This is a genomic window from Streptomyces sp. NPDC001717, assembly GCF_042892775.1.
In the GTDB taxonomy this organism is placed as follows: domain Bacteria; phylum Actinomycetota; class Actinomycetes; order Streptomycetales; family Streptomycetaceae; genus Streptomyces.
This window is the reverse complement of sequence record NZ_JBIAUK010000012.1, coordinates 201,605-223,226: the sequence shown is the minus strand read 5'-3', so window position 1 is coordinate 223,226 and position 21,622 is coordinate 201,605. Positions and strand designations below refer to the sequence as shown.

Sequence of the window (21,622 nt, the reverse complement as noted above, 5' to 3'; positions counted from 1 at the left end):
CACCTCCTCGGGCGTCGAACCCCATGCGGCACCGGCAACACGAGCGGGTTTCGTTCGACGCCCTGCGGGGGCGCCCCACCGCACACCCGACCCCGACGGCGCGGGGGTGCCGAGTGGAGGCCGCCCCGCCGAGCACCGGCGTTCGACGCCCTGCGGGGGCTCGCCGTACACCCGTCCCCGACGGCGCGGCGGCACCCCGGCGGGGGGAGGCCAGGCCGCGGGTTACGCCGGAGGAGGCGCGTCCGGCGGGGGCTCCGGCAGGACCAGTACCGCCAAGGCCCCGCCCCCCTCCGCCCGCCGGAACGACAGCGACGCGCCGATCGCCTCCGCCTGCCCCACCGCGATCGTCAGCCCCAGCCCGTGCCCCTTGCCCCCGTCACTGCGGAACCGCTGCGGCCCGTGCTCCATCAGGTAGTCGGGGAACCCGTCCCCGTGGTCCCGTACGGTCACCACCGGCCCGTCCACGGTCAGCACCACCGGCGCCCGCCCGTGCTTGTGCGCGTTGGCCACCAGATTCCCCAGCACCCGCTCCAGCCGCCGCCGGTCCGTCTCCACGTGCGCGTCCCGGACCACCACGAGCTCCGTGTGCGCGTCCGTCCCCGAGGCCCGTACCACCCGCCCCGCGAGCCGCCCCAGCTGGTGCAGGTCGGTCTCCACCACCTCGCTGCCCGAATCCAGCCGCGAGATCTCCAGCAGGTCCTCCGTCAGCTGCCGCATCGTGCGCACGCGCTCCCGCACCAGCTCCGTCGGCCGACCCTCCGGCAGCAGCTCGCTCGCCGCCTGCAACCCCGTCAGCGGTGTCCGCAGCTCGTGCGCCACGTCCGCCGTGAACCGCCGCTCGCTCTCCAGCTTCGTCTGCAGGCTCCCCGCCATCGTGTCCAGCGCCCCGGCGACCGTCGACACCTCGTCCTGGTGCCGTGAGGGATCCTTCGTGCGCGGGTCGCCGACCCGGGCGTCGAGGTCGCCCTGGGTGATCCTCCGCGCCACGGACGCCGTCTGGTGCAGCCGCCGGGTCACGCGGGTCACCGCGAAGGCGCCCACCAGCAGCGTCCCGCCGATCGCGAGGACCGACGACCCGATGATCGCGTTGTCCAGCCCGTTGATGGTGCGCGCGCTCTGCTCGTAGTCGACGGCCGTGGCCAGCGCCCGCCCGTCCGCGGGCGCCGCCGCCCACATCGTCGGGCGGCCGTCGAGGTCCGCCACCATCGTGCCCCGGTGCCCTCTGACGGCCAGCGCCCGCAGCTTCGTCGGCAGCCCCGCGGGGTCCAGCCCCGAACCGGGCGGCAGGGCCTCGCCGGCCTCGTACGCGCGGGAGACGTCGTGCAGTTTGCCGAGGGCCTTGTCCCGGGCCGTGGCCACCGTCTGCCGGGTCACCTCGACGTGCACGAGCGCACCCAGCAGGGCCGCCAGGGTGCAGCACATCACCACGATGAAACACGCCGACTTCCAGGTCAGCGTGGCCGTCCAGGCGGGCAGCCGGACCTTCACAGCGAGCCGGTCCCGACGCCGGGGCGGCCACCGCCACCGCCACCGCCGCCGTTGCCGCGCCCGCTGCCCGTACCGGGCCCCGTACCGCCCCCGCCCCCGGGAGCCTTGGTACGCGACGGAGTCCTCCCGCCCGAGGGCTTCGCCGGTTCCTGCGGATTGGCCGGCACCCGTACGATCTGCTCGCGCGTCGGCAGCATGGTGAGCTGCTTCTCGTCCCAGGACCAGGCGGTGATCAGCTCGTAGCCGTTGTTGCCGCTGGGAGCACGCAGGATCACGTCCTGGCCGGCCAGTTCCACGGTGATCACGCTCTGCGTGGTCGCCATGATCCGGTTGAGCCGCCCGTCGGGGTCCGCCGTGTACACCCGTACGGACATCTCCTTCTCCGGGACGTCCGGGCCGGTGCCGAACTCGATGCCGATGATCAGCTCGTCCTTGCCGTTCCCGGTGAGGTCCCGGTAGTACGGCTTCAGCACCGGGCACCCCGCCGGGCCCGAACCGTCCTCCGCGTCCTCGTCACCCTCCCGGCACGCGAGGATCGCGGAGGCGGTCTTCGCGGGCATTCCGTCGGGGCCGACGTCCGTGCCCGGGTGCGCGCGCAGCTCCGCCTGGACCAGTGCCACCGGGTCGACGGCGTGTACGTCCTGGTCCTTGACGGGCGGGATCCCCTTGACGTACTCGGGCGGAGCCCCGCCCGGATCGGCGGGCGGCACGGTCGCACCCTTGCGCTCCGGCCACAGGTGCACGGGCCCGCGCGCGGTCGGCGTGGCGCCGGCACCGGCGAGCCCGCCCGTGTCGCCGCAGCCGGTCAGCAGCGGGAGCAGCGCGACGGCGCCCACGACGAGGACGGCGGCCGCTGCACGCAACGGAAACCTGATCACAGAACGCCGCGCCCTCCTGCCCGCGCCACGACAGCCGGTCGCGTCAACCTTATGCGGAGCTCCACCCTGTTTGCCCACGGTGTTGACGCGCGTCAATGATCCGTGGCCCGTCCGTATCCGCTCCGTATCCGGCGCGCCCCGCAGGCCACCCCTCCGCGGCCGGTTCCTCGGCGGGTCGCCGGCTGGGCTGCTCGACCGGCCGTCCGACCGGTTGCCCGACCGGTCCCTCAGCCGTTGGTCCGGCCGCGCCGCAGCATCGCGAAGCCGAGCCCGGCCGCGCCGATGGCCGCGATGCCGCCGCCCGCGGCGAGCAGCAACACGCCCTCGCCGGGCCCGTCGGCCAGATTGCCGAGCCGCTGCACGGTCCCCGCCTTGCCTGCCGCGGCCACGGGGACGGTGTGCCCGCTGCGGGTGGCGGTCTTGTGGCCGTCGCCGGCGAGGACGTGGCCGCCCTGCGGGTCGGTGACGTTCCCGGCCCAGGAGGTGAGCCGCCCGTCGGAGTCCAGCGCGGCATGCAGCGCCCCGGTACCGCCGGCGGAGCCGTCACCACTGGTCAGAGTGGTGGTGCGGTGCCCGTCGGCGCCCAGGATCTCGGCCTGGTAGACGCCCTTCGAGACCCGGTAGACGTTCGCCGTGGACACCCCGTCCGCGAGGGCGAGGGTCTTGACGAGGGTCCGCTGCGGGGCGGGGGAGTGCGCGGAGGAGGCCGCGGGCAGTCCCTCGGCGAGCGCGGCGGCGGTCGGTACGGCCAGCAGGCTTCCGGCGCAGGCGGTCACGGCGGCGGCGCGAACGAGGGTGCGACGGCGGACGATGCTCACGGGGAGTCCTCCGATGCTGGTCAGGGCCTGGCGGGTCCAGGTGGGACAAACGTAGGGGCCCGCCGTTGCGGCGGAGCCCCGTTCGTGTAACAGCGGAGCCGCAACGTTCCGTCGGAGTCGTTACACATCCGGGGGATTGCCGTGCGCGGCCGGGGCTGCTCCCATGGACGGTGGGGGGTGAGCTCGATGTCGGCTCTCAAAGTAATGCCGTCAGCCGGCCGCGCAGGCCGTGGTCGGCTGTACGTCAATCGGCCCGACGGGCAGGCGGTGGCCTGGTACGACCGCCAGGCGAACCGCATCAGCGTCCTGGCGGACGACCACCGGGAAGCGATACTCGCGGCACTCCGCCCGTATCTGAGCGGGACGGTCTCCATAGGCCCGCCCCCGGTCCCCACCGCCGCCGACCTGCGACGCCTGGCCCTCCCGCCGGACGCGGACCTGGCGCCGAACCGGCCGGGGGAGGCCCTGCTCGGCGAACTGGAACACGGCCCGGCGGGCACCCGGGCCCGCCACCGCCTCCGCCAGGACCTGGTGGCCCAGCAGCGGATGGGCGACGTGCTCGACGCCCTGGAGCCCGACGGCTGGCGCATCCTGCACTGCGTCCCGCTCCCGGGCCTGGGCCGCATCGACCACCTGCTCATCGGCCCGGCGGGGATCTTCTGCGTCCGCACGGCCCCCGGCCGCCGTCAGCGCGCCGCGGTCGGCGACCTCCTGCTCACGGTGGGCCGCGCCGAACCCCGCCCGGACCCCCGCTGGCTCCGCCGCGCGGCGGCCCGCGCGAGCCGGGCCCTGGAGGCCGAGGTCATCCCGGCCCTGGCGCTCGTGGACGCCTCCCGCGTGGACGTGGCCCCCACGGTCCGTGACATCCGCATCCTCCAACCCCTGACCGCCCTGCCCTCCCTCACCACGGCCCCGACCACCCTCAAACCGGGCGACGTGGAAGCCCTGTTCGCCCTGGCCCGGGACACGAGAACCTACTTCAGCCCCACCGACGGCCCATTCGGCCCGTCCGGCGTTTGAGGCGCGGGCTTTCAGCCCGTCCGGCGTTTGAGGACCGGGGTCCGGGGCGGAGCCCCGGTTCGGGAAGGGGCGGGGTGGGGGACAGCGCCGCAGGCAACACCCGCCCGCCCGCCCGCCCACGCCCCCCCGCACACCCTCAGGCCGAGGTCCGCTTCCGCGGCGTGGCAGCCTTCTTCGAAGCCGCCGCCGTCTTCTTCGCCGCGGCCGAAGTGGACTTCGTACCCCCCGCCTTGCCCGCGGTCGTCGACTTGGACGTCGACTTGGACGTGGATTTGGCGGTCGCCGTCTTCTTCGAGGCCGCCGCGGTCTTCTTGGCCGAAGCCGCCGTCGACTTCTTCCCCCCGACCGCCTTCGGCGCAGCCGCAGCCGCAGCCGCAGCCGACGCCGCACGCTTCCGCCGAATCGGAGTGACCTCGGCCTCCGCCTCGCCGGCGTCGGCACCGGCGTCGGCGCCGGATTCACCCACACCCTCCCCCCGAGACGCCTTCGCCGCCCGAACACTCCGCTCCAACGCCGCCATCAGGTCGATCACCTGCCCGCCGGCCGGCTTCACCACCGCCTCGGACGACGGCTCGAACGCCCCACCCGCCTTCGCCGTGATCAGCTCCTCCACGGCCTCCCGGTACTCGTCCTTCAGCGAACTCAGCTCCACGTCCCCCAACGTGGCCATCAGGGCGTCCGCCAGGTCGAGTTCGGCGTCCCGTACCGAGACCGAGGCCTCCGGAGCCACTCCCTCCGGCTCCCGGATCTCGTCCGGCCACAGCAGCCCGTGCATCGCGATCACGTCACCGACGACCCGCAGCATCCCCAGCCGTTCCCGTCCCCGCAGCGCGTACTTGGCGATGGCGACCTTCCGGCTCCGCTTCAACGCCTCCCGCAGCAGCGTGTACGGCTTCGCCGCCGTCGCCCCGTTCGCCGCCAGGTAGTACGCCGCGTCCATCTGGAGCGGATCGATCTCCTCGGCCGGGACGAACGACATGATCTCGATGGTCCGGGCGGTCGCGAGCGGCAGCTGCGCCAGATCCTCCTCCGTGATCGGGACGATCGACCCGTCGGCCTCCTCGTACCCCTTGCCGATCTCGGCGGCCGGCACTTCCTCCCCGTCCAGTTCGCACACCTTCCGGTACCGGACGCGGCCCCCGTCGGCGAGGTGGATCTGGCGGAAGGAGATCGAGTGGCTCTCGGTGGCGTTCACGAGCTTGATCGGAATGCTGACCAAGCCGAAGGAGATCGCCCCGTTCCAAATGGATCGCATCGCTCGCCCGCTTCGTCCGGTTTCGTGGCAGTCTCATCGTATGACGCCGATCACATTGGTGGAGGGCCGTCGCATCACGCTCAGCAATCTCGACAAGGTCATCTACCCCGAGACCGGCTTCACGAAGGGCGAGGTGCTGCACTACTACGCCACCGTCGCGGCCCCCTTCCTGGCTCACGTCGACAACCGCCCGGTGTCCTTCCTGCGCTACCCGGACGGCCCGGACGGGCAGCTCTTCTTCACCAAGAACCCGCCGCCCGGTACGCCCGACTGGGTGAGGACCACCCCGGTGCCCCGCTCCGACGAGCCGTCCGCCGAACAGGTCGTCGTCGCCGACATGCCCTCCCTCATGTGGGCCGCGAACCTGGTCGTCGAGTTCCACACCCCCCAGTGGCCCGCCGGCAGCCCCGCCGTCGCCGACCGCCTGATCCTGGACCTCGACCCGGGCCCGCCGGCCTCCGTCGTCGAGTGCTGCGCCGCCGCCCTCTGGCTGCGCGACCGGCTTGCCGCCGACGGCCTGCGCGCGTACGCCAAGACCTCGGGCTCCAAGGGCCTGCACCTCTCCATCCCCCTGGAGCCGACCCCGTCCGCGCAGGTCTCCGCGTACGCCAAGGCCCTCGCCCAGGAGGCCGAAGGCGCGCTCCCGGCCCTGATCGTCCACCGCATGGCGAAGGCCCTGCGCCCCGGGAAGGTCTTCGTCGACCACAGCCAGAACGCCGCCGCCAAGACCACCGCGGCCCCCTACACCCTGCGCGCGAGGATGCTGCCGACCGTCTCCGCGCCCGTCTCCTGGGAGGAGGTCCGGGCCTGCCGCACCCCCGACGACCTGCTCTTCCTCGCCGACGACATCGGGCCGCGGCTCGCCCGCGACGGAGACCTCTTCGCCCCTCTCCTCGATCCCGACCTGGCGGGGCGACTGCCGTGATCCGCGTCGCGCTGGCCGCAGCCGTACGGACACTGCCGCGCGGGGCCGGACTGGCGTACGAGCCGAAGTTCGACGGCCACCGCCTCCTCGTCGTCCGCACGGAGGACGACGTCACGCTCCAGGCCCGCTCGGGCCGCATCGTGACCAGCGCCTTCCCGGACCTGGCCGCGGCCGCCCGCCGATTGCCCGCCAGGACGGTCCTGGACGGCGAGGTGGTGGTCTGGCACGGGGGGCGTACGGACTTCGCCCTGGTCCAGCGGCGCGCGGCGGCCACCGCGGCCCGCGCGGCCGCGCTCGCGCAGAGCCTGCCGGCCTCGTACGCCGCCTTCGACGTCCTCGAACTGGCCGGCCTCGACCTGCGCGCCCGCCCCTACGAGCGCCGCCGCGCGCTCCTCGTGGACCTGCTCCTGCCCCTCGGCCCGCCCCTCCAGCCGGTCCCCATGACCACGGACCCGGAACTGGCCGCCACCTGGTACGAGACCCTCCCCGCCAGCGGCATCGAGGGCCTGGTCGTCAAACGCCTGGACCAGCCCTACCCGGCCGGGCGGCGCGGCTGGCGCAAACTGCGGCACACGGACGTGCGCGACGCGGCGGTGGTCGGCTACACGGGCACCGCCCGGCACCCGCGCGCGCTGGTGCTCGTCCTCCCGGCGGGCGACGAGACCCCCCTGGTCTCCAGCCCCCTGACCTCGACGGTCCGATCCGACCTGGCGCGGGAACTGACCACCCGCCCCCGATCCGCCGACCCGCCCTCCACGGTCACGGCGATCGGCTTGGGCGAGGTCCCGTACCACCCCCTGGACCCGCCCCTCACGGCCGAGGTCCGGGCCACCTCCGCCCGCCACCCGCCCCCGGAGGTGCTCCGCCTCCGAACAGACCTCTGACCCGCGCCGACGGCGCGGGTCAGAGGTCTCGATCATCGACGATCAGGAATGGGCGCCGCGTCCGGCGTCCGGCGGAGCCCCCGGCTGCGGGTGCGGGCCGGGCCCCTCGACTCGCTCGTACCCCGACTCCCGTTCCTTCCTGACCTCGTCCGGATGGCTGGAGGTGGTGGAACCGAAGTTCCCGTACCCCTGCATCTCATGGGGCCTCAGCCCACCGTTGGGGATCTCCACGGGGTCCCGCTCCTCGCGGACCTCGTAGACCGCCCCGCCGTTCGGCAGGTGCGGTTGCTCCTCGGGGGCCGGGGGCGGCGGCTCCTTGGCACGTACCCGCTGGCCCAGCTTGAACCCGCCGAGCAGCATGGCGACGACGAGCAACCCGACGACCGCGAACCACGCGATGTTGGTGAGAACCGCGTCCACGCTCAGGATCATGTCCATATGACCCATTTTCCCGCACATCCCACCAACATGCGCACTTCGGTACGCGCTCCGTTAGGCACTCCGGGTCAGGGATTGATGGGCCCCACGGTGTCCCGCAGCGCACCGGCCCCGATCCGGGCCCCGAGCACCCCGAGGATCTCGGCACAGATCGCCAGCGCCGTCTCGGCCGGCGTCCGCGCGCCCAGGTCCAGCCCGATCGGCCCGTGGACCAGCCCCAGTTGGGCCTCGGTCACCCCGGCGGCGATCAAGCCCTCCCGCCGCCGCGTCGCCGTACGCCGCGACCCGAGCGCCCCGATGTACGGAACCCCCTCGGCCAGCGCGAACCGCAGCGTCGGCACGTCGAACGCCTCGTCGTGGCTCAGCATGACCACGCACGCGGCATCCCGCCGCGCCGCGATCACCTTCTTGGCCTCCGCGGCCCCGTCCACCATCACGGCTTCCCAGCCCAGCAGCAGCGCCTGCCTCCGGATGATCTCCGCGAGCTCACCCCCGCCCCCGATGACCACGTACGGAGCCGACGGGTACGCCTCGACCAGCACCAGGCCGTTGTCCCCGTACAGCGCGTCCCGCCCGGCCCGCCGAGTGGCGAGCAGCTCCCCGGCCCGCCGCCCCGCGTCGTCGACCGCCGCCCCGTCGGCCCGGACGACCTCACTGACGGCCTGATCGGCACCCTCGTTCAGCCGGGTCACCAGAGCGACCCCGACCCCCTCCCCGAGCAGCTCCCACCATTCCCCCGGAACGGCGCTCAGGGGCTGCAACAGCACCTCGGCCTGCCCACCACAGGTCAGCTTCGCCTCCTCGGCTTCGGCCCGACGCACGGACACCTCGCACACCCGCGCCGTCACCCCGGCCCCCATGGCCCCGGCCTCGGCGACGAGCTCGGCGTCGAAAACCCCGTGGTACAGCCCGCCGAAACACTCCCCCCGGGCATCGACGAGCACGGCCCCACCCGGATCCCGCGGTCCGAACCCCTGCTCGGTGACGGGCCGCGCCAAGTAGGCCACCCGCCCCTCAGCCACCCACTGCCGCGCCGTGTCCACCAGCTCACGCATCCGCGTCGCCCCATCCTCATTGTCAGAGCACGCCACAAAGTGCCTGGTCAGCAGCACAAGGTGGCCTCACCACCCAACCTACGCAGCGGCCCCACCCCCACCCACCCCCCAATCCCACAGACCGCACCCGACCCCCCTCGTACGGACCACCGAGCGCCCCCGAAGCCGTTCCACGTCACCAGGTGGCGGCGGTCGCGGCGTGGTGCTCGGCAACGACCGCACGATCCAGTGGGTCTGCCTGCGGAACGTACAGGGACGAACCGTCCGCTCGACCCTCGGGTGGTCGAAGACGCTCGCGCACGAACTGCGGCGGTAGCGGGGCTGCTGGGACGTCCGTTCCCTGAACCCGGGCCTTCCCGGCGATGGTTGCCCACGGTCGAGACGTAGCCGTAGGACTCCTCCACGACGTCCTCGTAGCCGGCGTTTCCCTGGAACTGCCGTTCCTCGCCCATGACCAAGAACGACCAAGCGTTGTCACGCGCGATCGCTGTCGCAACCTGCACCGCATCCGAGCGCGGATCACACGGACGGCCACTGACACCGGGTTCGGCCATCAGGAGCAACGCTCAACGGCATCAGGTTGCAGCCTCAACTCCTGTACCTGATAGCAATCCGAGTAGACGGTGGCGATGACCGCTCCACACGTGCACACCAGGTTGGGCCCCCACTCACCGTCCATCCCGCAGCAGTAGCCGCGGCGCATCCTGACGTCGGGGTGTTCCTCCAGCCCGAGGCCGTCGCCCGGGTTGAGCACGATGGTGCCGCTCGGGCCGGACTCGACGAGGAGGCCGGACGATTGGTCCAGCACGTAGGGCGGCCCGCACGGATCGGGATCGACGGCGAACGTCCCGGGATGCATCCGCACGATGGGATCGTCGCAATGCCCGCTCGCATCCGAGGCCGACGCCTCCGGCCGGTACCACCCGTCATCCGTATCGGGCTTCGGCAGAGGCCGCTCGGCAACCGTCGACGTCACAGCACGGCGGCAACCGCGGCACCGGAAGAACGTCATCGTGAACTCGCCTTTCCACCCACTGACCAAGCACCATCGACCAGCCGGTCATCGCCCGGTCCGCGGCGCGCACACATCCGGGAGCCGCCGGCGACACATCGAGCCGCCGCGCGGCCCCGACAGACGGGGACCCACGCGTGACAACGACAAAGGCCCGGACTCAGTGGGACTGAGTTCGGGCCTTCATGCTTGGCACTTCAGCAGTTCAGCGGGTTGATCACGCTGCGCTTGCTGGAGTGCCCCCGGCAGGATTCGAACCTGCGCACACGGCTCCGGAGGGCATGCCTAAGGCGGCCCGAGCAACCGCTCTGAGCTGCAATTTTACCGAGACGGATCCCGTCAGCCCGCGAGCTCTATCGCACACCGTGCACGCGGCTTCCGTCGTTGGAGGCGAGCAGGCTCCGCAGGTGGGCTCTCCAACCCCTACCCGGCTTCGCCAGCTACCTGTGCGGCCAGCGTTCATCAGTTGAGGGTTGGCTGCTTCGGTCCGTTCCCCCTCCTCATGTCCCTCTGCCCCGGCATCATGAGAGGTAAGGGATGGGGGTGGTGCGCGGTGGCTGGACGTCGGCCGTCACGTCAGGAGATCAATCGGGGGCGTAGCCGCGAAGGGTTTGTCGGGCGCCGTGGTGAGCTGGCTGTGTTCCGAGATACTTTCGCGCGGGACCCAGAGGAGATCGACTTTCCGTATTTGTTTCATGTGCATGGCAATGGAGGGGTGGGGAAGTCGACGCTCGTTCGGCAGTGGGAGGCGACAGCACGTGAGCACGCCTCCGTAGTGACGGCTCTCTTGGACGATGAGATTCATGACGCCCTGGAGGCGATGGAGGCGATCAGCAGCCGACTCGGTAGGCAGGGACACCCACTAAAAAAATTCGACAAGCAGTTGATTACCTACCGCCAGCGCCGGCACCAAGCCGAAAACGAGGGACCCTCGCAACAACCGGGCCCAGGTGAGCCGGGAAGTGTGGATCCAGCACCCGCGTCTCCCTCGAGCACCGTGCTGGCGCAGGTGGGTCTCGTTGGTTTGGGCATGCTGCCCGGCGTCGGAGCCTTCACCGGGGCTGTCGACCCTCGTCAAGTGGCACTGGGTGCGGATCGAATGCGGGCGATACTGAACACGCGGCTACGCAGTCACGACGATGTGCAACTGGTTATGAGGCCGCTGGAGAAGCTCACGCCGGTATTCCTCGAAGATCTGGCAGAGGTGGCAGCTCATTGCGAGCGAGTGGTCCTGTTTTTCGACGTGTTTGAGCGAACCGGGCCCATCCTTGATGCTTGGTTGCAGGACATCATATTTGGCGAGAACCATTGTGGGTTGCCAGTTAACGTGCAGATCGTGCTGTCCGGACGGCTGCGCCTGGATCCTCGAAACTGGGGAGACCGGTTGGGGCAGGTGACCGAGGTGGGACTAGAGGTATTTACTGACGACGAAGCCCGCGCATTGCTTGCCACCCAAGGCGTCACCGACGAGCCGAGCGTCGAGATGGTTCTGCGCCTATCAGGGCGTCTGCCGCTTCTCGTCGACATGCTCGCCCGCAGCAGCCCAGGAACCGCTGCCAGCATTGGCGATCCCTCCGAAACGGCAGTTGAGAGATTCCTTAAATGGGAGCAAGATGCTAGTCGGCGAGAGGTGGCTCTCATTTGCGCTTTACCTCTTCAGTTGAATGAGGATATCTATCGCGCGTGTGTCCCGCCTGCCGCCGCCGACGATTATGCATGGCTTCGCTCTCTGGCATTTATCTCCCATCAGGCTGGCCGTTGCCGCTATCACGATGTCGTAAGATCCTCGATGCTGCGCCTACGGAGGACCCAATCCCCCTCTCAGTGGCAAGAGGCGCATATCCGTCTTAGTGACACCTTTCGAGAGTGGCGCTTGGCTGCTGAGGCTAGCTTGGGTGAAGATCCAGACGAGTACTGGGAAGATTTCACCTGGCGTGAACAGCGGCTCAATGAGACCTACCACCGCTTGTGTGCGCATCCAAAATCAGCCCTGCTTGATGCCGTTCGGCAAGCAATCAATGCCATCGACCATGACGTCGCAATCTTGCGCCGGTGGGCACAAACCATCACGCAGGCAGGGCGCGACACCGAGGACGGCACCCTGATCTCCTTTGGGGAACGTCTCGAAGCGGCCGGGGAGCAGGATTCCCCCGCCATTGCTGTACTGACGCTCCTTATCGGCACACCCAGTCTTGATGCTCCATCGCGAGCTCTGGCCTACACTGTGCGCGCTCGTGAGCATCGGGAAGCAGCAGATTATGAGTCGGCTCTAGCTGACTACGCCGCAGCCTTTAAGGCCGCTCCGGCAACTGCTCGATGTCACGCTGGCCGGGGGGAGACTTACCGGCTGATGGGTCAGTACGACCGCGCCCTCGCCGACTTGAATCTAGGAATCGCACTCGACGCCCGGGCGGATTGGGCCGTATACAGCCGTGCGGAAACATACCAGGCGATGGAGCGATACGAAGAGGCGATCGCCGACTACACCAGCCTCATCGAAAGTGACCCTCAAGACTTCTGGTCTGTCGCAGGGCGCGGGGCGGTGTATCGAATCACAGACCGCTACGAAGAGGCGCTAGCCGACTTCAAGCAGGCTCTGCAACTTAACCCTCAATCTTCCTGGTGTGTTATTAGCCGGGCGTATACCCTCCAATTCATGGGCCGCTACGAAGAGGCACTCGCCGACTTCGATCAGGCCCTGCAGGTCGCCCCTCAATCCGCCTGGGCAACTGCTGGCCGCGCGCTGACACACCGGCTTAAGGGCAGCTATGAAGAGGCCCTCCTGGACTACAATCGCCTCGTCGAACTGGACCGAGAATCCGACTGGGCGGTTGCCGGGCGTGCTCTCACGTACCAGTTGATGGGGCGTTATGATGAGGCGCTCACTGACTTCAACCACGCCCTGCGGCTCAATCCCGAAGCCGATCAGGCCTTCGCTGGCCGTGGGCGAACGTTCCAGCTTATGGGCCGATACAGCGATGCGCTTACCGATTACAATGCCGCTGTTCAAATCGACCCCGACGATGATCGTAGCTTCGTGGGGCGCGGGAATGTTTACCGAACCATGGGCAGGTACCACGACGCACTTTCCGACTTCAGTCGAGCGGTCGAATTGGATCCTGACGACAGCCAAGCCGTCGTGGAGCGGGCTCAGACTTACCAGGCTATGGGTCGGAACCATGATGCGATCAGTGACTATGACCACGCCCTCCAGCTCGATCCGCGGTCCCCTTGGGTCTTCGCTCTTCGCGGCGAGACATACCGATCCATGGGCCGCTACGACGACGCAATCGCCGACTTCTCCCGAGCGATTGAGCTAAGTCCAGAGTACGGCTGGGCGCTCGACGGTCGAGCAGAGACCTATCTGCTAATGGGTCGCGTGGAGAATGCGCTTCTTGATTCCTCCGCCGCCATTAGGCTTACCCCTGAAGAGGTCGGGCATCATTTTGTCCATGGAATCGCCTTGCGAATGGCGGGAAGCAGTGAGGCTGATGCGCATTTCCAGCGAGCGATTCAGCTGCTCTCTTCTGAGGTGCCGAGAGATGATTACGCGGCGATATTTCCCAATGCTGGACTTCTGTTGGTGCACTGCGCCATCCCGGATTGGGCTAATGCCGCGACGCAGCTGCAAGGACTGATCGAGCAAAGCCCCCCGCCCCATCTGATCCATGAAGTGCTGGATACGCTGTCTATGCTTAAGCAGATATGCCCCGAGACGGCATCTGTAATCGGCTCGCACATGGAGCGCCTTCGGGAATTTATGATCACACGGACAAGCGAGTTTGCTGCTTGAGCCCCCTACCGTCGGCCCCCTCCCGGAAAGCCATCTCATGTGATGTTGATGGTCAGCCCGCCGGTCGTGGTGGGGTGGCCGAGCGGCTGGTGCCGGATCGATCGGTGGGTTATGCCCCCAGCGGGCGGCCTCGGTGGTGCCGTCGCCGCCAGTGGTGGGCGGCGGCAGCGCGGCGGCCTGGAAGGCGGCTGGGCTTCGGCAGTGGCAGGGCTAAGGGGCATGGCCGAGCCGGATGCAGGGCACATCGGTCGTGGCACTCTTGGCAGCACACCCGCATAGACAGGAGAGCAAGTGTCGCAGGCCAGTCCCCGAGGGACCTACGTGGTCATCTCGGAAGCGCTGCGTTCAGGGATCGAAGGCGGAGAGATCGTTGACGCTTTGCCCTCAGAGGCTGACCTTGTCAGCGCGCACGGGGTCTCCCGAAACACGATCCGTCGAGCTCTCAAGCTGCTCGAAGCCGAGGGCCTGCTTGAGTCTGCTCCTGGTATCGGCTGGCGGGTCGCCCGTGGTGGCGACCGCCGCTCTCTTGTCGAGCGGATGACTGAGGTGATTGCAGACGAGTCGCTTGCGATCGGCGATGCGTACCCGTCCGAGGCCAAGCTCTGCGAGCGCTTCGGGGTATCCCGCACGGCAGTACGCCGTGCCCTTGCCCAGATGGAGGGGAACGGCTTGCTCGACACTGTCCACGGCAAGGGGCGAACAGTACGCGCCCTCCCCGCTCCCACCGGCCGGCCGTAACCTTGGCCGCCATGGGACTGACCACGTGGGCGTACTCGCTCTCCGAATCGCTGCTGTCCGATCCGCTGCCGCGCCGCTGGGTGCACTCGCTCGGGGTTGCCGAGCGTGCCCGTTCCCTGGGCCCGATCCTCAACGCTGACGCGGAGCTGCTGGAAGCGGCTGCGGTGCTCCACGACATCGGCTACTCGCCGAGCCTTGCCACCACCGGCTTTCACCCGCTGGACGGGGCCCGGTTCCTCCGCGACCAGGAAGGCGCGGACGATCGGGTTATCCGGCTCGTGGCGCACCACTCCTGCGCCCTCCTGGAGGCCGAGGAGCGAGGGCTCAGGCAGGAGCTGGAGAGCGAATTCGAGTTGGAGCGACCCGAACTCGTGGACGCGCTTCTCTTCTGCGACATGACGACGACGCCGGACGGGCTCCACACCACGCCGGCGCAACGGCTGGACGAGATCGTGCAGAGGTATGGGCCCGATACCATCGTCGGCCGGTTCATCCAGCGGGCGGCGCCTGAGATCCACGCAGCCGCGGAGCGGGTTGAGACCCGCATGGCCAAGGTTGCCGCTGGAGATCACCCGATGTAGGGCTCGTGCCGCGAGTCGTCCAGGCCGTGCTGGATGCGCAGCCGCATGGACGGGTGAATGTCCAGGCCGTCGAGGTCCGCTGGGTCCATCCAGCGGACCTCTTTCGACTCGCCGCTTGTGCGCAGTGAACCGCCGGTCGGGTGGGCGCGGAAGCAGATTGAGAACTGCTGCCGTACCTCTCCGTCGTCGTACGCGAGCACGTGCTGAGGGTCGGTGTAGAGCCCCACGATGCCGTCGATCTCGACCGTGATCCCCGTTTCCTCCTCCACCTCCCGGACGACCGTGTCACCAATGCTCTCGCCGATGTCGTGGCCGCCCCCAGGGAGCGCCCACAGGTCGTTGTCGGTCTTGTGGATGACGAGCAGCCGCCCGGCATTGTCACGGACAACCGCCGTCACTGAAGGGACGACGGAGTTGGCCGCTGGCGCGTTGGGGTCGCGGAAGTAGTCGATTCGGCTCATGCGTGCGGACCTCCGCAGTCGGCGGGCGATGCGATGGGCCTGGCTGTTTCCCAGACCCGTTCGATGCTCTCAGCGTATGCGTCGAACAGCTCCCCTCCCGGGACACGCTGGAGGTGCAGGACTGGGGCCATGTACGCGCCGACCCCGTACAGGTGGCCGTTGGCCAGCATCTCGTCATCAGCCCGGTAGATCGAGTTGTAGAGGGTGGTGGCATGGACTCTGAACTCAACCCCGGGGAGCCCGAACAGGGGGGCGTAGTTGACGAGGGCGTTCCGAATCTTGCTGGCCATGGCGGAACCGATCCCCTCATCAGCGCCGCGAACCGCTACGGCGGGGCTTTCAGGGTCGCCGAGCATGAAGCGGATAGAGACGCCAGCCGCTGACTTCTCCTTGACCACCTGGTGGAACGCGGGGTCCTCCGTGAGCCAGAAGCCCGAGTAGACGAGCACGTCGAAGTGCTGCTTCGCCTTTGAGTAGAGCTGCGGCCACAGGCGGTTCGGCACAACTGATCGATGCGGGTACAGCTTGATCAGCTCTGCGTTTCCTGCCTCTGTCACCTCGGCGGATGTCCGTTCCTCCGGCCAGAGATAGGACACCTCGCACTGGAGGAGCGAGGCTGTGGCGTACTGAAAACGGCGGTAGGGCTTGCGCTTTGGATCGCCGATCCAGCGCTCGATGGTCTTCGCCGATACGCCCAGGCGCGCCCCCACTTGATCGAGCGTCAGGCCGCTTTCGATGATCGCGCCTCGGAGTCGTTCGTTGGCCACGCCGTGCTCTCCCCCTGGGACGACTTGGTGCGACTTCACCGTAGCGAAGTCGTCCACAAGTCGTACATGTGCGGGGTCGAGCGTCTGCGGCGCTGAGGCCAATCTGTAAGCAGATCGAGCGCGAGGGACTCGCAGAACCCAAACAGCCGAAGGGCTTGACGGAGCGAATCCCTCTCTGCAAGATGAGGAACACGTAATACATGTTCCTCATGCCCGGAGGAAAGCCCGAGGGGGTGAGTACGAAGGCAGCGTCCGTTCTTTAACAACTCAACAGCGTGCCGACCCAGCCACCTGCTCATGGGTGGTCGATGGGTTCGAGCGAAACGAGACGGGGCGTGATCCCCGTCCCCGTGGCGGCGGGTAGTCGTCGGCGGCAACACCTTCTCTTGCGTGCTGGCTCTGGAGAACACCCCGCTTCGAAGGGGGGTGCCACCCGGTACGCGCCGCCCTGCTGGCGTCAGAGCAGTGACGATGACGCACCCGACTCCCAGGCTCGGGACCGGAGCACCGTGGCAACGGCGCACCGGTGAAGCCATGTCCCTCCGCTTTGGAGGCTCCTGTGATCCACCGACATCCACGGGCGCCGGCCGTGCTGGACCGGTACGGCCAGCCGCGCCCCTCGCGTCACTGCGCACATGCCGTGCGAGCCATCTGCGGGCTTCACCGCCCGGCGTTGCTCGCACGGCTCGCTCTCCCTTCCGCAGTGCTTGCAGCGCTGCGGCCGGTTGCCTCCCCCGCCCGTCATGTACGGGCGGGGTGCGGGGAGCCGTGAAGTTCCGGGCTTCACCCCGGGGCGCTGCCTCTCACCACGGACCGAGGCGCCCCGGATCCCTTCGCCCATCAGGAGAGATCCACATGCGTTCGTACATCGGTAACCACGAGATCGTGAACCCCGCCGAGTTCGAGGAACTGGCGCTCGGCTTCGATGAACTGCCCCTCGGGCTCGACCGAGACCTGTTCCGCGGCCCGCTCACCCCCGAGACCGCCCAGGAGCGGGCGGCCCGTGAGGCGGTGGCCCGAGAGGTCATCGCCGAGCTGGCTGCACTGGGCGAGGGCGGTGACGAGATCGCCGCGTGGGACGCGCTCTACGCCGACGCGCTCACCCGCACGGTGCCGTTCCTGCGGGCCGCGGCCCGTGACGCCGGCCGTTCCACCCGTACGGGGGAGGCGGCATGAGTCACACCGTGACGGCCCTGTCCGCAGCACTTCCGCTCGTCTCCGGCTGGTCGGTGCACAGCCTGTGGATGCGGCGCCGGATCGATGCTGCCCGCCGCGACCCGCTGTCCGGGCTGTGGACACGGGACGCCTTCGAGGGCCGGGCCCGCAAGAGCCTGGCCCAGAAGTGCCAGCGCGCGGTGCTCGTCTTGGACCTCAACCGGTTCAAGGAGATCAACGACACCCTCGGCCACGCGGCCGGAGACGCGGTCATCCGCGAAACCGGGCAGCGCCTGGGCCAGTGGGCCGAGGAACACGCCGGGATTGCCGGACGGCTGGGCGGCGACGAGTTCGCCGCTGTCATCCCCGGCTACGGCATCGACAAGCTGCGCGTGGACCTGTTCATGCTGACCGGCCGACTCGGCCAGCCGGTGCCGTTCGACGGCCGCCCGATCGAGGTCCACGCGTCCATCGGTGCTGCCTACCACCGCACCGGATCCGGCGACCTGTCGCTACTGCTGCGGCGCGCGGATGAGCAGATGTACAAGGCCAAGCAGCACGGCGGAGGCTGGCGCATCGCGCACCGGCTGACCGTCCCCGCCATGAGCACGGTCAACGGCCGCCGCGACGGCCGCCCCGGAACCCGTGGGGAGGCGGCGTGATGAAGACCCGCACGTCACTGACCGTGGTGCAGAGGGTCGTACTGACGGCCGCGTTCCTGCCCATGCTCGCCACCGGCGTCGCCGGTGGCGTGGGCACCTACAGCAACATCAGCCGCGCCTACGGCAAGGGCACAGCGCTCGGCGCGGTCGCGGCCGGTGAGGGTGCGACCGCAGTGCTGGCACTGGTGCTGCTCGGGCTGACGATGCTCGGCCAGTCCTCACCCCGCATCATCCGGGTGGGCTTGTGGGCCCTGCCCGCTGCCGCCTCGGTCATGGCGGCGATGGCCGCCGATGACCCGGGCCGCACCGTCATCTACGCCGTGACCCCGATGGGCATGTGCGTCGCGGCCGAGGGCATGGCGTTCCTCGCCCGGCGGATCGTGGTCCACCAGGACGGCCGCGACGCCGAGGCAGAGGCCAAGGCGGCCGCTGTGGTGCGGTCCCTGGCCTACCACCGCGCTCGTGCCGCGAACCACCCGTGGGCGCTGGTTCGGAAGTGGTCCGACCAGACGTCGTGGCGACTGGCCCGCAAGGTCGGCTTGGGCGACGCGTCGCTGGGCGCCCGACTCTTGGACGTCCAGCGCGACCGGCTCACCACCGGCGCGGACGCCGCCCTGGCAGCCATGTTCACCGCCCCCGCAAACCAGGATGAAACGCTAGAGATCACCGCAAATCGGTTGGGGTCTGACCTGCACGAGTCGACCCCCGAGGCGCCGACCGTGACAGCCGACGTTCCTGCGCTTGGGTCGGCCGACCCGATCCCCGTCATCGAGCCGGTGGCCCTGCCCGAGGCGGTTGCGGTAGTCGAGTCGGTCGAGCTTCCCCAGACGGCTCCGGTGAAGTCAGTCGCCGCTGTGGAGTCGGCTCCGCGTCGGGCTACCGGTCGGGTACCGAAGTCGGCCCGCACTCCCCGACCGACGCGCGATTCGGATGAGCTGCTGAATGAGGCCCGGTCGGTCACGGCCAACTGGACCGATGGCGAGCTGACCGCCGAGGCCATCCGCAAGGCCGTCCGTACCTCCTCCGCCAACGGGCGTCTGCTCCGCGACACACTCAAGGCCGAGCGCGCCACCGCGGCTGAAGCGACGGCCGCGTGATGGCCGGACAAGGCATACCCGTCTACTCCTGGCGGCTCGCCCCGGACGGGCTTGCCACCCGCCGTCAGCTCCGCGCGGCCGGCCTGCGCCCCGGCGGACAGGACGTCGTGGCCCAGCTGGAACGCCGCCGCCGACGACGGGGGCCGCTCACCGCCTACCTGTACCGCGTCGACCTGGCCAAGCCGGTCCGGCCGATGACCCCGGGCAAGGCCGCAGCCCTCGCGAAGGCGAACACCGCCCGCCGGACCTGCCCCGAGTGCCGCACGGACGCGGGCTACGTCATCCCGACCTCGCTCGGCATGTGCGTGCCCTGCGCCTACCCCGAAGACCAGCGCGCCGCCTGACCAGCACGGCGGGCCCGAACACCTCGCTTTTCGGGCCCTTCCACCCCAGTCGACATGAGGGAGCAGACCACCGTGTCTGATGTCCACGCCACCGGCCAGAGCGAAGAGCCCGAGCGCACCGGCGCCGAGGTCTTCGACATCACCACCAAGCGCCCCGCCAACCCCATTCCCGCCCCGGCAGCTCCGCCGGCCGACCCGGGCGACGACGAGGACGACTCGCCCCGGCCGCGGCCGGTCGACTCGCCCGACCTGCCGTCCCCGGGCGTCACCACGTACAAGCGCCTGCCGATCATCCCGAGCTGGCTGAAGTCGAAGCCGGGGTTCGTGTCCACCACCCAGCGCGCCGCGAGCAACGCGTTCTACGCCACGGCCTTCCACGGCATCCGCACCCCCTGGTACGCGCTCCAGCTCGGCCTGCATGCCCCGCGCGGCATGGCCCGCCTGGTCCGTGACACGAACCGGTGGGTGTGGGACGCCGAGGCGGCCCCCCTGAGGGCGTACGAGGTCTACAAGGAGAACACCGCCGAGTACCTGAAGCTCTCCCGGCAGCGGGACAGCCGGGTACGCCTGCGGACGCTGGTCACCACCGTGGCGCTGATTTTCGGGACCGGCTTCGCGCTGACCATGTACGTCATGGCCCCCGGCTGGCTCGCCGTGCTCGCGTCGGCGGCTGTCCTCACCGCCGGTTTCTGGGGGGCACCCCAGGACCAGCCGGTGATCGGGCCCGCCGTCCTCAAGACCGAACTCCAGAAGCTCACGGGCACGCTCGTGCTCCGGGCGCTGGACAACATCGGAAACGCCAAGCTGTCGGCCGCCATCAAGAAGGGCGGCGACATGAACGGCCTGCGGTTCACCTCGGAGATCACCCGGGACGGGCCCGGCTACCGCGCCGACCTTGACCTTCCCTGGGGCGTCACCCCGGAAGACATCATGGAGGCCCGCAAGCCGCTCGCCTCCGGCCTGCGCCGCAAGGTCGGCTCCGTCTGGCCCTCGGCCGACCCCACGGAGCACGAGGGCCGACTGATCCTCTGGGTGGGCGACAAGCCCATGAACGAGACCAAGAAGCCCGCCTGGCCGCTGCTGAAGTCGGGCAGCGTGGACCTGTTCAAGCCGGTCGTCTTCGGCAACGACCAGCGCATGGGTGACGTCGCCGTGACCCTGATGTTCGCCTCCGTGGTCGTCGGCTCCATCCCCCGCATGGGCAAGACGTTCCTGATGCGCCTGTTCCTGCTCATCGCCGCACTGGACCCCCGCGCCCAGCTCTACGCGTTCGACTTCAAGGGCACCGGTGACTTCGGCGCGCTGGAACCGGTCTGCCACCGCTACCGGGCCGGGGACGAAGACGAGGACATCCTCTACGTCCTCGAATCCCTGCGAGAGCTGCGTCAGGAACTGCGGCGCAGGGCCAAAGTCATCAAGTCCCTGCCCCGCTCACGTTGCCCGGAGTCGAAGGTGACCCCGGACCTGGCCAACGACAAGTCCCTGGGGCTGCACCCGATCGTCGCTGCGTTCGATGAGTGTCAGGTCCCTTTCGAGCACGACAAGTACGGCGCCGAGATCGAGGAGATCTGCACCGACCTCGGCAAGCGCGGCCCGGCCCTCGGCATGGTGACCCTGTTCGGCACCCAGCGCCCGGACGCGAAGTCACTGCCCACCGGCATCAGTGCGAACGCGGTGCTGCGGTTCTGCCTGAAGGTCATGGGCCAGCCCGCCAACGACATGGTGCTGGGCACCTCGATGTACAAGGCCGGATACCGGGCCACGATGTTCTCCCGCACCGACCGCGGCATCTGCTGGATGGCCGGTGAAGGAGACGACCCCCGCATCGTCGCCTCCGCATTCGTGGACGCGCTCGGCGCCGAACAAGTCGTCGTGCGAGCCCGCCGGATGCGCGAGGAGTACGGCAACGTCACCGGCCACGCCATCGGCCAGGAACCCGAAAGCGGCGAAGCCTCCTTCGACCTGCTCGCCGACATCCTGCGCGTGGTGCCGGCCGATGAGGAGAAGGTCTGGAACGAGAAGGTCGCCGCCCGCCTCGCCGCCCTGCGCCCCGAGGTCTACAGCGGCTGGAAGGCCGAGACGGTCACCACCAACCTCAAGCCGCACGGCATCACCGCCCAGGACGTCTGGGGCTCCACCACCGCCGGCAAGGGCACCACCCGACGCGGCATCGCCCGCGCCGACATCACCACCACCATCACCCAACGTGACGGCAAGCGGTCCGGAAGCTGACTCGCACCGCTGCTAGACC

20 protein-coding genes are annotated in these 21,622 nt (G+C 69.5%); 11 read left to right on the top strand and 9 right to left on the bottom strand.

Annotated elements, in window-relative coordinates:
- Positions 1–222: 222 nt before the first annotated feature.
- The 3 genes from ACFYZL_RS21330 to ACFYZL_RS21320 form a co-directional block, all read right to left on the bottom strand.
- Complete coding sequence (locus ACFYZL_RS21330; protein WP_388680864.1) at positions 223–1,488, bottom strand: ATP-binding protein; 1,266 nt, start codon at positions 1,486–1,488, stop codon at positions 223–225.
- Positions 1,485–2,351 (bottom strand): hypothetical protein, encoded by an 867-nt coding sequence (locus tag ACFYZL_RS21325; protein ID WP_388680861.1) that lies wholly within the window; start codon positions 2,349–2,351, stop codon positions 1,485–1,487. The genes ACFYZL_RS21330 and ACFYZL_RS21325 overlap by 4 nt, the downstream gene beginning before the upstream one ends.
- A gap of 242 nt (positions 2,352–2,593) precedes the next feature.
- Positions 2,594–3,184: a hypothetical protein gene (locus ACFYZL_RS21320; RefSeq protein ID WP_384743841.1), complete on the bottom strand. Its 591-nt coding sequence runs from the start codon at positions 3,182–3,184 to the stop codon at positions 2,594–2,596.
- A 186-nt stretch (positions 3,185–3,370) separates the two neighbouring features.
- Here ACFYZL_RS21320 and ACFYZL_RS21315 point away from each other — a divergent pair, with 186 nt between their 5' ends.
- Entirely contained in the window at positions 3,371–4,204 is an 834-nt protein-coding gene (locus tag ACFYZL_RS21315; RefSeq protein ID WP_388680858.1) for a nuclease-related domain-containing protein, read from the top strand.
- A gap of 136 nt (positions 4,205–4,340) precedes the next feature.
- Here ACFYZL_RS21315 and ACFYZL_RS21310 read toward each other — a convergent pair whose 3' ends face one another.
- Positions 4,341–5,459, bottom strand: coding sequence for a Ku protein (locus ACFYZL_RS21310; protein WP_388680855.1), 1,119 nt, complete (start codon positions 5,457–5,459; stop codon positions 4,341–4,343).
- Between the two features lie 40 nt (positions 5,460–5,499).
- Here ACFYZL_RS21310 and ligD point away from each other — a divergent pair, with 40 nt between their 5' ends.
- Together ligD and ACFYZL_RS21300 are read left to right on the top strand one after the other, a co-directional pair.
- Complete coding sequence (ligD, locus tag ACFYZL_RS21305; RefSeq protein WP_388680852.1) at positions 5,500–6,384, top strand: non-homologous end-joining DNA ligase; 885 nt, start codon at positions 5,500–5,502, stop codon at positions 6,382–6,384.
- Positions 6,384–7,268 carry an ATP-dependent DNA ligase gene (locus ACFYZL_RS21300; protein WP_388680885.1) on the top strand — a complete coding sequence of 295 codons (885 nt, stop codon included), beginning with the start codon at positions 6,384–6,386 and terminating at the stop codon, positions 7,266–7,268. The genes ligD and ACFYZL_RS21300 overlap by 1 nt, the downstream gene beginning before the upstream one ends.
- Before the next feature lie 42 nt (positions 7,269–7,310).
- Here the strand turns inward: ACFYZL_RS21300 and ACFYZL_RS21295 are convergent, their stop codons facing one another.
- The 3 genes from ACFYZL_RS21295 to ACFYZL_RS21285 form a co-directional block, all read right to left on the bottom strand.
- Complete coding sequence (locus ACFYZL_RS21295; protein WP_388680849.1) at positions 7,311–7,706, bottom strand: DUF6479 family protein; 396 nt, start codon at positions 7,704–7,706, stop codon at positions 7,311–7,313.
- Positions 7,707–7,774: 68 nt separating this feature from the next.
- A complete protein-coding gene (locus tag ACFYZL_RS21290; protein WP_384743849.1) occupies positions 7,775–8,761 on the bottom strand; it encodes an XdhC family protein in 987 nt (328 codons plus the stop codon).
- A 553-nt stretch (positions 8,762–9,314) separates the two neighbouring features.
- Positions 9,315–9,773 carry a hypothetical protein gene (locus ACFYZL_RS21285; RefSeq protein WP_388680846.1) on the bottom strand — a complete coding sequence of 153 codons (459 nt, stop codon included), beginning with the start codon at positions 9,771–9,773 and terminating at the stop codon, positions 9,315–9,317.
- Between the two features lie 787 nt (positions 9,774–10,560).
- On the opposite strand from ACFYZL_RS21285, the gene ACFYZL_RS21280 reads away from it, so the two are divergent.
- From ACFYZL_RS21280 to ACFYZL_RS21270, 3 genes are all read left to right on the top strand, one after another.
- Positions 10,561–13,566, top strand: coding sequence for a tetratricopeptide repeat protein (locus tag ACFYZL_RS21280; RefSeq protein ID WP_388680843.1), 3,006 nt, complete (start codon positions 10,561–10,563; stop codon positions 13,564–13,566).
- A gap of 291 nt (positions 13,567–13,857) precedes the next feature.
- Entirely contained in the window at positions 13,858–14,304 is a 447-nt protein-coding gene (locus ACFYZL_RS21275) for a GntR family transcriptional regulator (protein WP_388680840.1), read from the top strand.
- A gap of 11 nt (positions 14,305–14,315) precedes the next feature.
- Positions 14,316–14,885: an HD domain-containing protein gene (locus tag ACFYZL_RS21270; protein WP_388680837.1), complete on the top strand. Its 570-nt coding sequence runs from the start codon at positions 14,316–14,318 to the stop codon at positions 14,883–14,885.
- Here ACFYZL_RS21270 and ACFYZL_RS21265 read toward each other — a convergent pair.
- On the bottom strand, positions 14,873–15,346 hold the full coding sequence (locus ACFYZL_RS21265; protein ID WP_388680834.1) for an NUDIX hydrolase: 474 nt from the start codon (positions 15,344–15,346) through the stop codon (positions 14,873–14,875). The two genes, ACFYZL_RS21270 and ACFYZL_RS21265, sit on opposite strands and share 13 nt — an antisense overlap.
- On the bottom strand, positions 15,343–16,113 hold the full coding sequence (locus ACFYZL_RS21260; protein ID WP_388680831.1) for a helix-turn-helix domain-containing protein: 771 nt from the start codon (positions 16,111–16,113) through the stop codon (positions 15,343–15,345). The genes ACFYZL_RS21265 and ACFYZL_RS21260 overlap by 4 nt, the downstream gene beginning before the upstream one ends.
- An 855-nt stretch (positions 16,114–16,968) precedes the next feature.
- Here ACFYZL_RS21260 and ACFYZL_RS21255 point away from each other — a divergent pair.
- The 5 genes from ACFYZL_RS21255 to ACFYZL_RS21235 are packed head-to-tail and all read left to right on the top strand — an operon-like array spanning position 16,969 to position 21,603.
- Positions 16,969–17,289, top strand: a complete 321-nt coding sequence (locus ACFYZL_RS21255; protein WP_388680828.1) for a hypothetical protein — start codon at positions 16,969–16,971, stop codon at positions 17,287–17,289.
- Entirely contained in the window at positions 17,286–17,930 is a 645-nt protein-coding gene (locus tag ACFYZL_RS21250; RefSeq protein WP_388680825.1) for a GGDEF domain-containing protein, read from the top strand. The genes ACFYZL_RS21255 and ACFYZL_RS21250 overlap by 4 nt, the downstream gene beginning before the upstream one ends.
- On the top strand, positions 17,930–19,027 hold the full coding sequence (locus tag ACFYZL_RS21245) for a conjugal transfer protein (RefSeq protein ID WP_388680822.1): 1,098 nt from the start codon (positions 17,930–17,932) through the stop codon (positions 19,025–19,027). The genes ACFYZL_RS21250 and ACFYZL_RS21245 overlap by 1 nt, the downstream gene beginning before the upstream one ends.
- Positions 19,027–19,371, top strand: a complete 345-nt coding sequence (locus tag ACFYZL_RS21240) for an RRQRL motif-containing zinc-binding protein (RefSeq protein WP_388680819.1) — start codon at positions 19,027–19,029, stop codon at positions 19,369–19,371. Before ACFYZL_RS21245 ends, ACFYZL_RS21240 begins: the two co-directional genes overlap by 1 nt.
- 54 nt (positions 19,372–19,425) lie before the next feature.
- The gene (locus tag ACFYZL_RS21235; protein ID WP_388680816.1) at positions 19,426–21,603 is read left to right on the top strand and encodes a cell division protein FtsK; all 2,178 of its coding nucleotides are present in this window, start codon (positions 19,426–19,428) and stop codon (positions 21,601–21,603) included.
- Positions 21,604–21,622 lie beyond the last annotated feature (19 nt).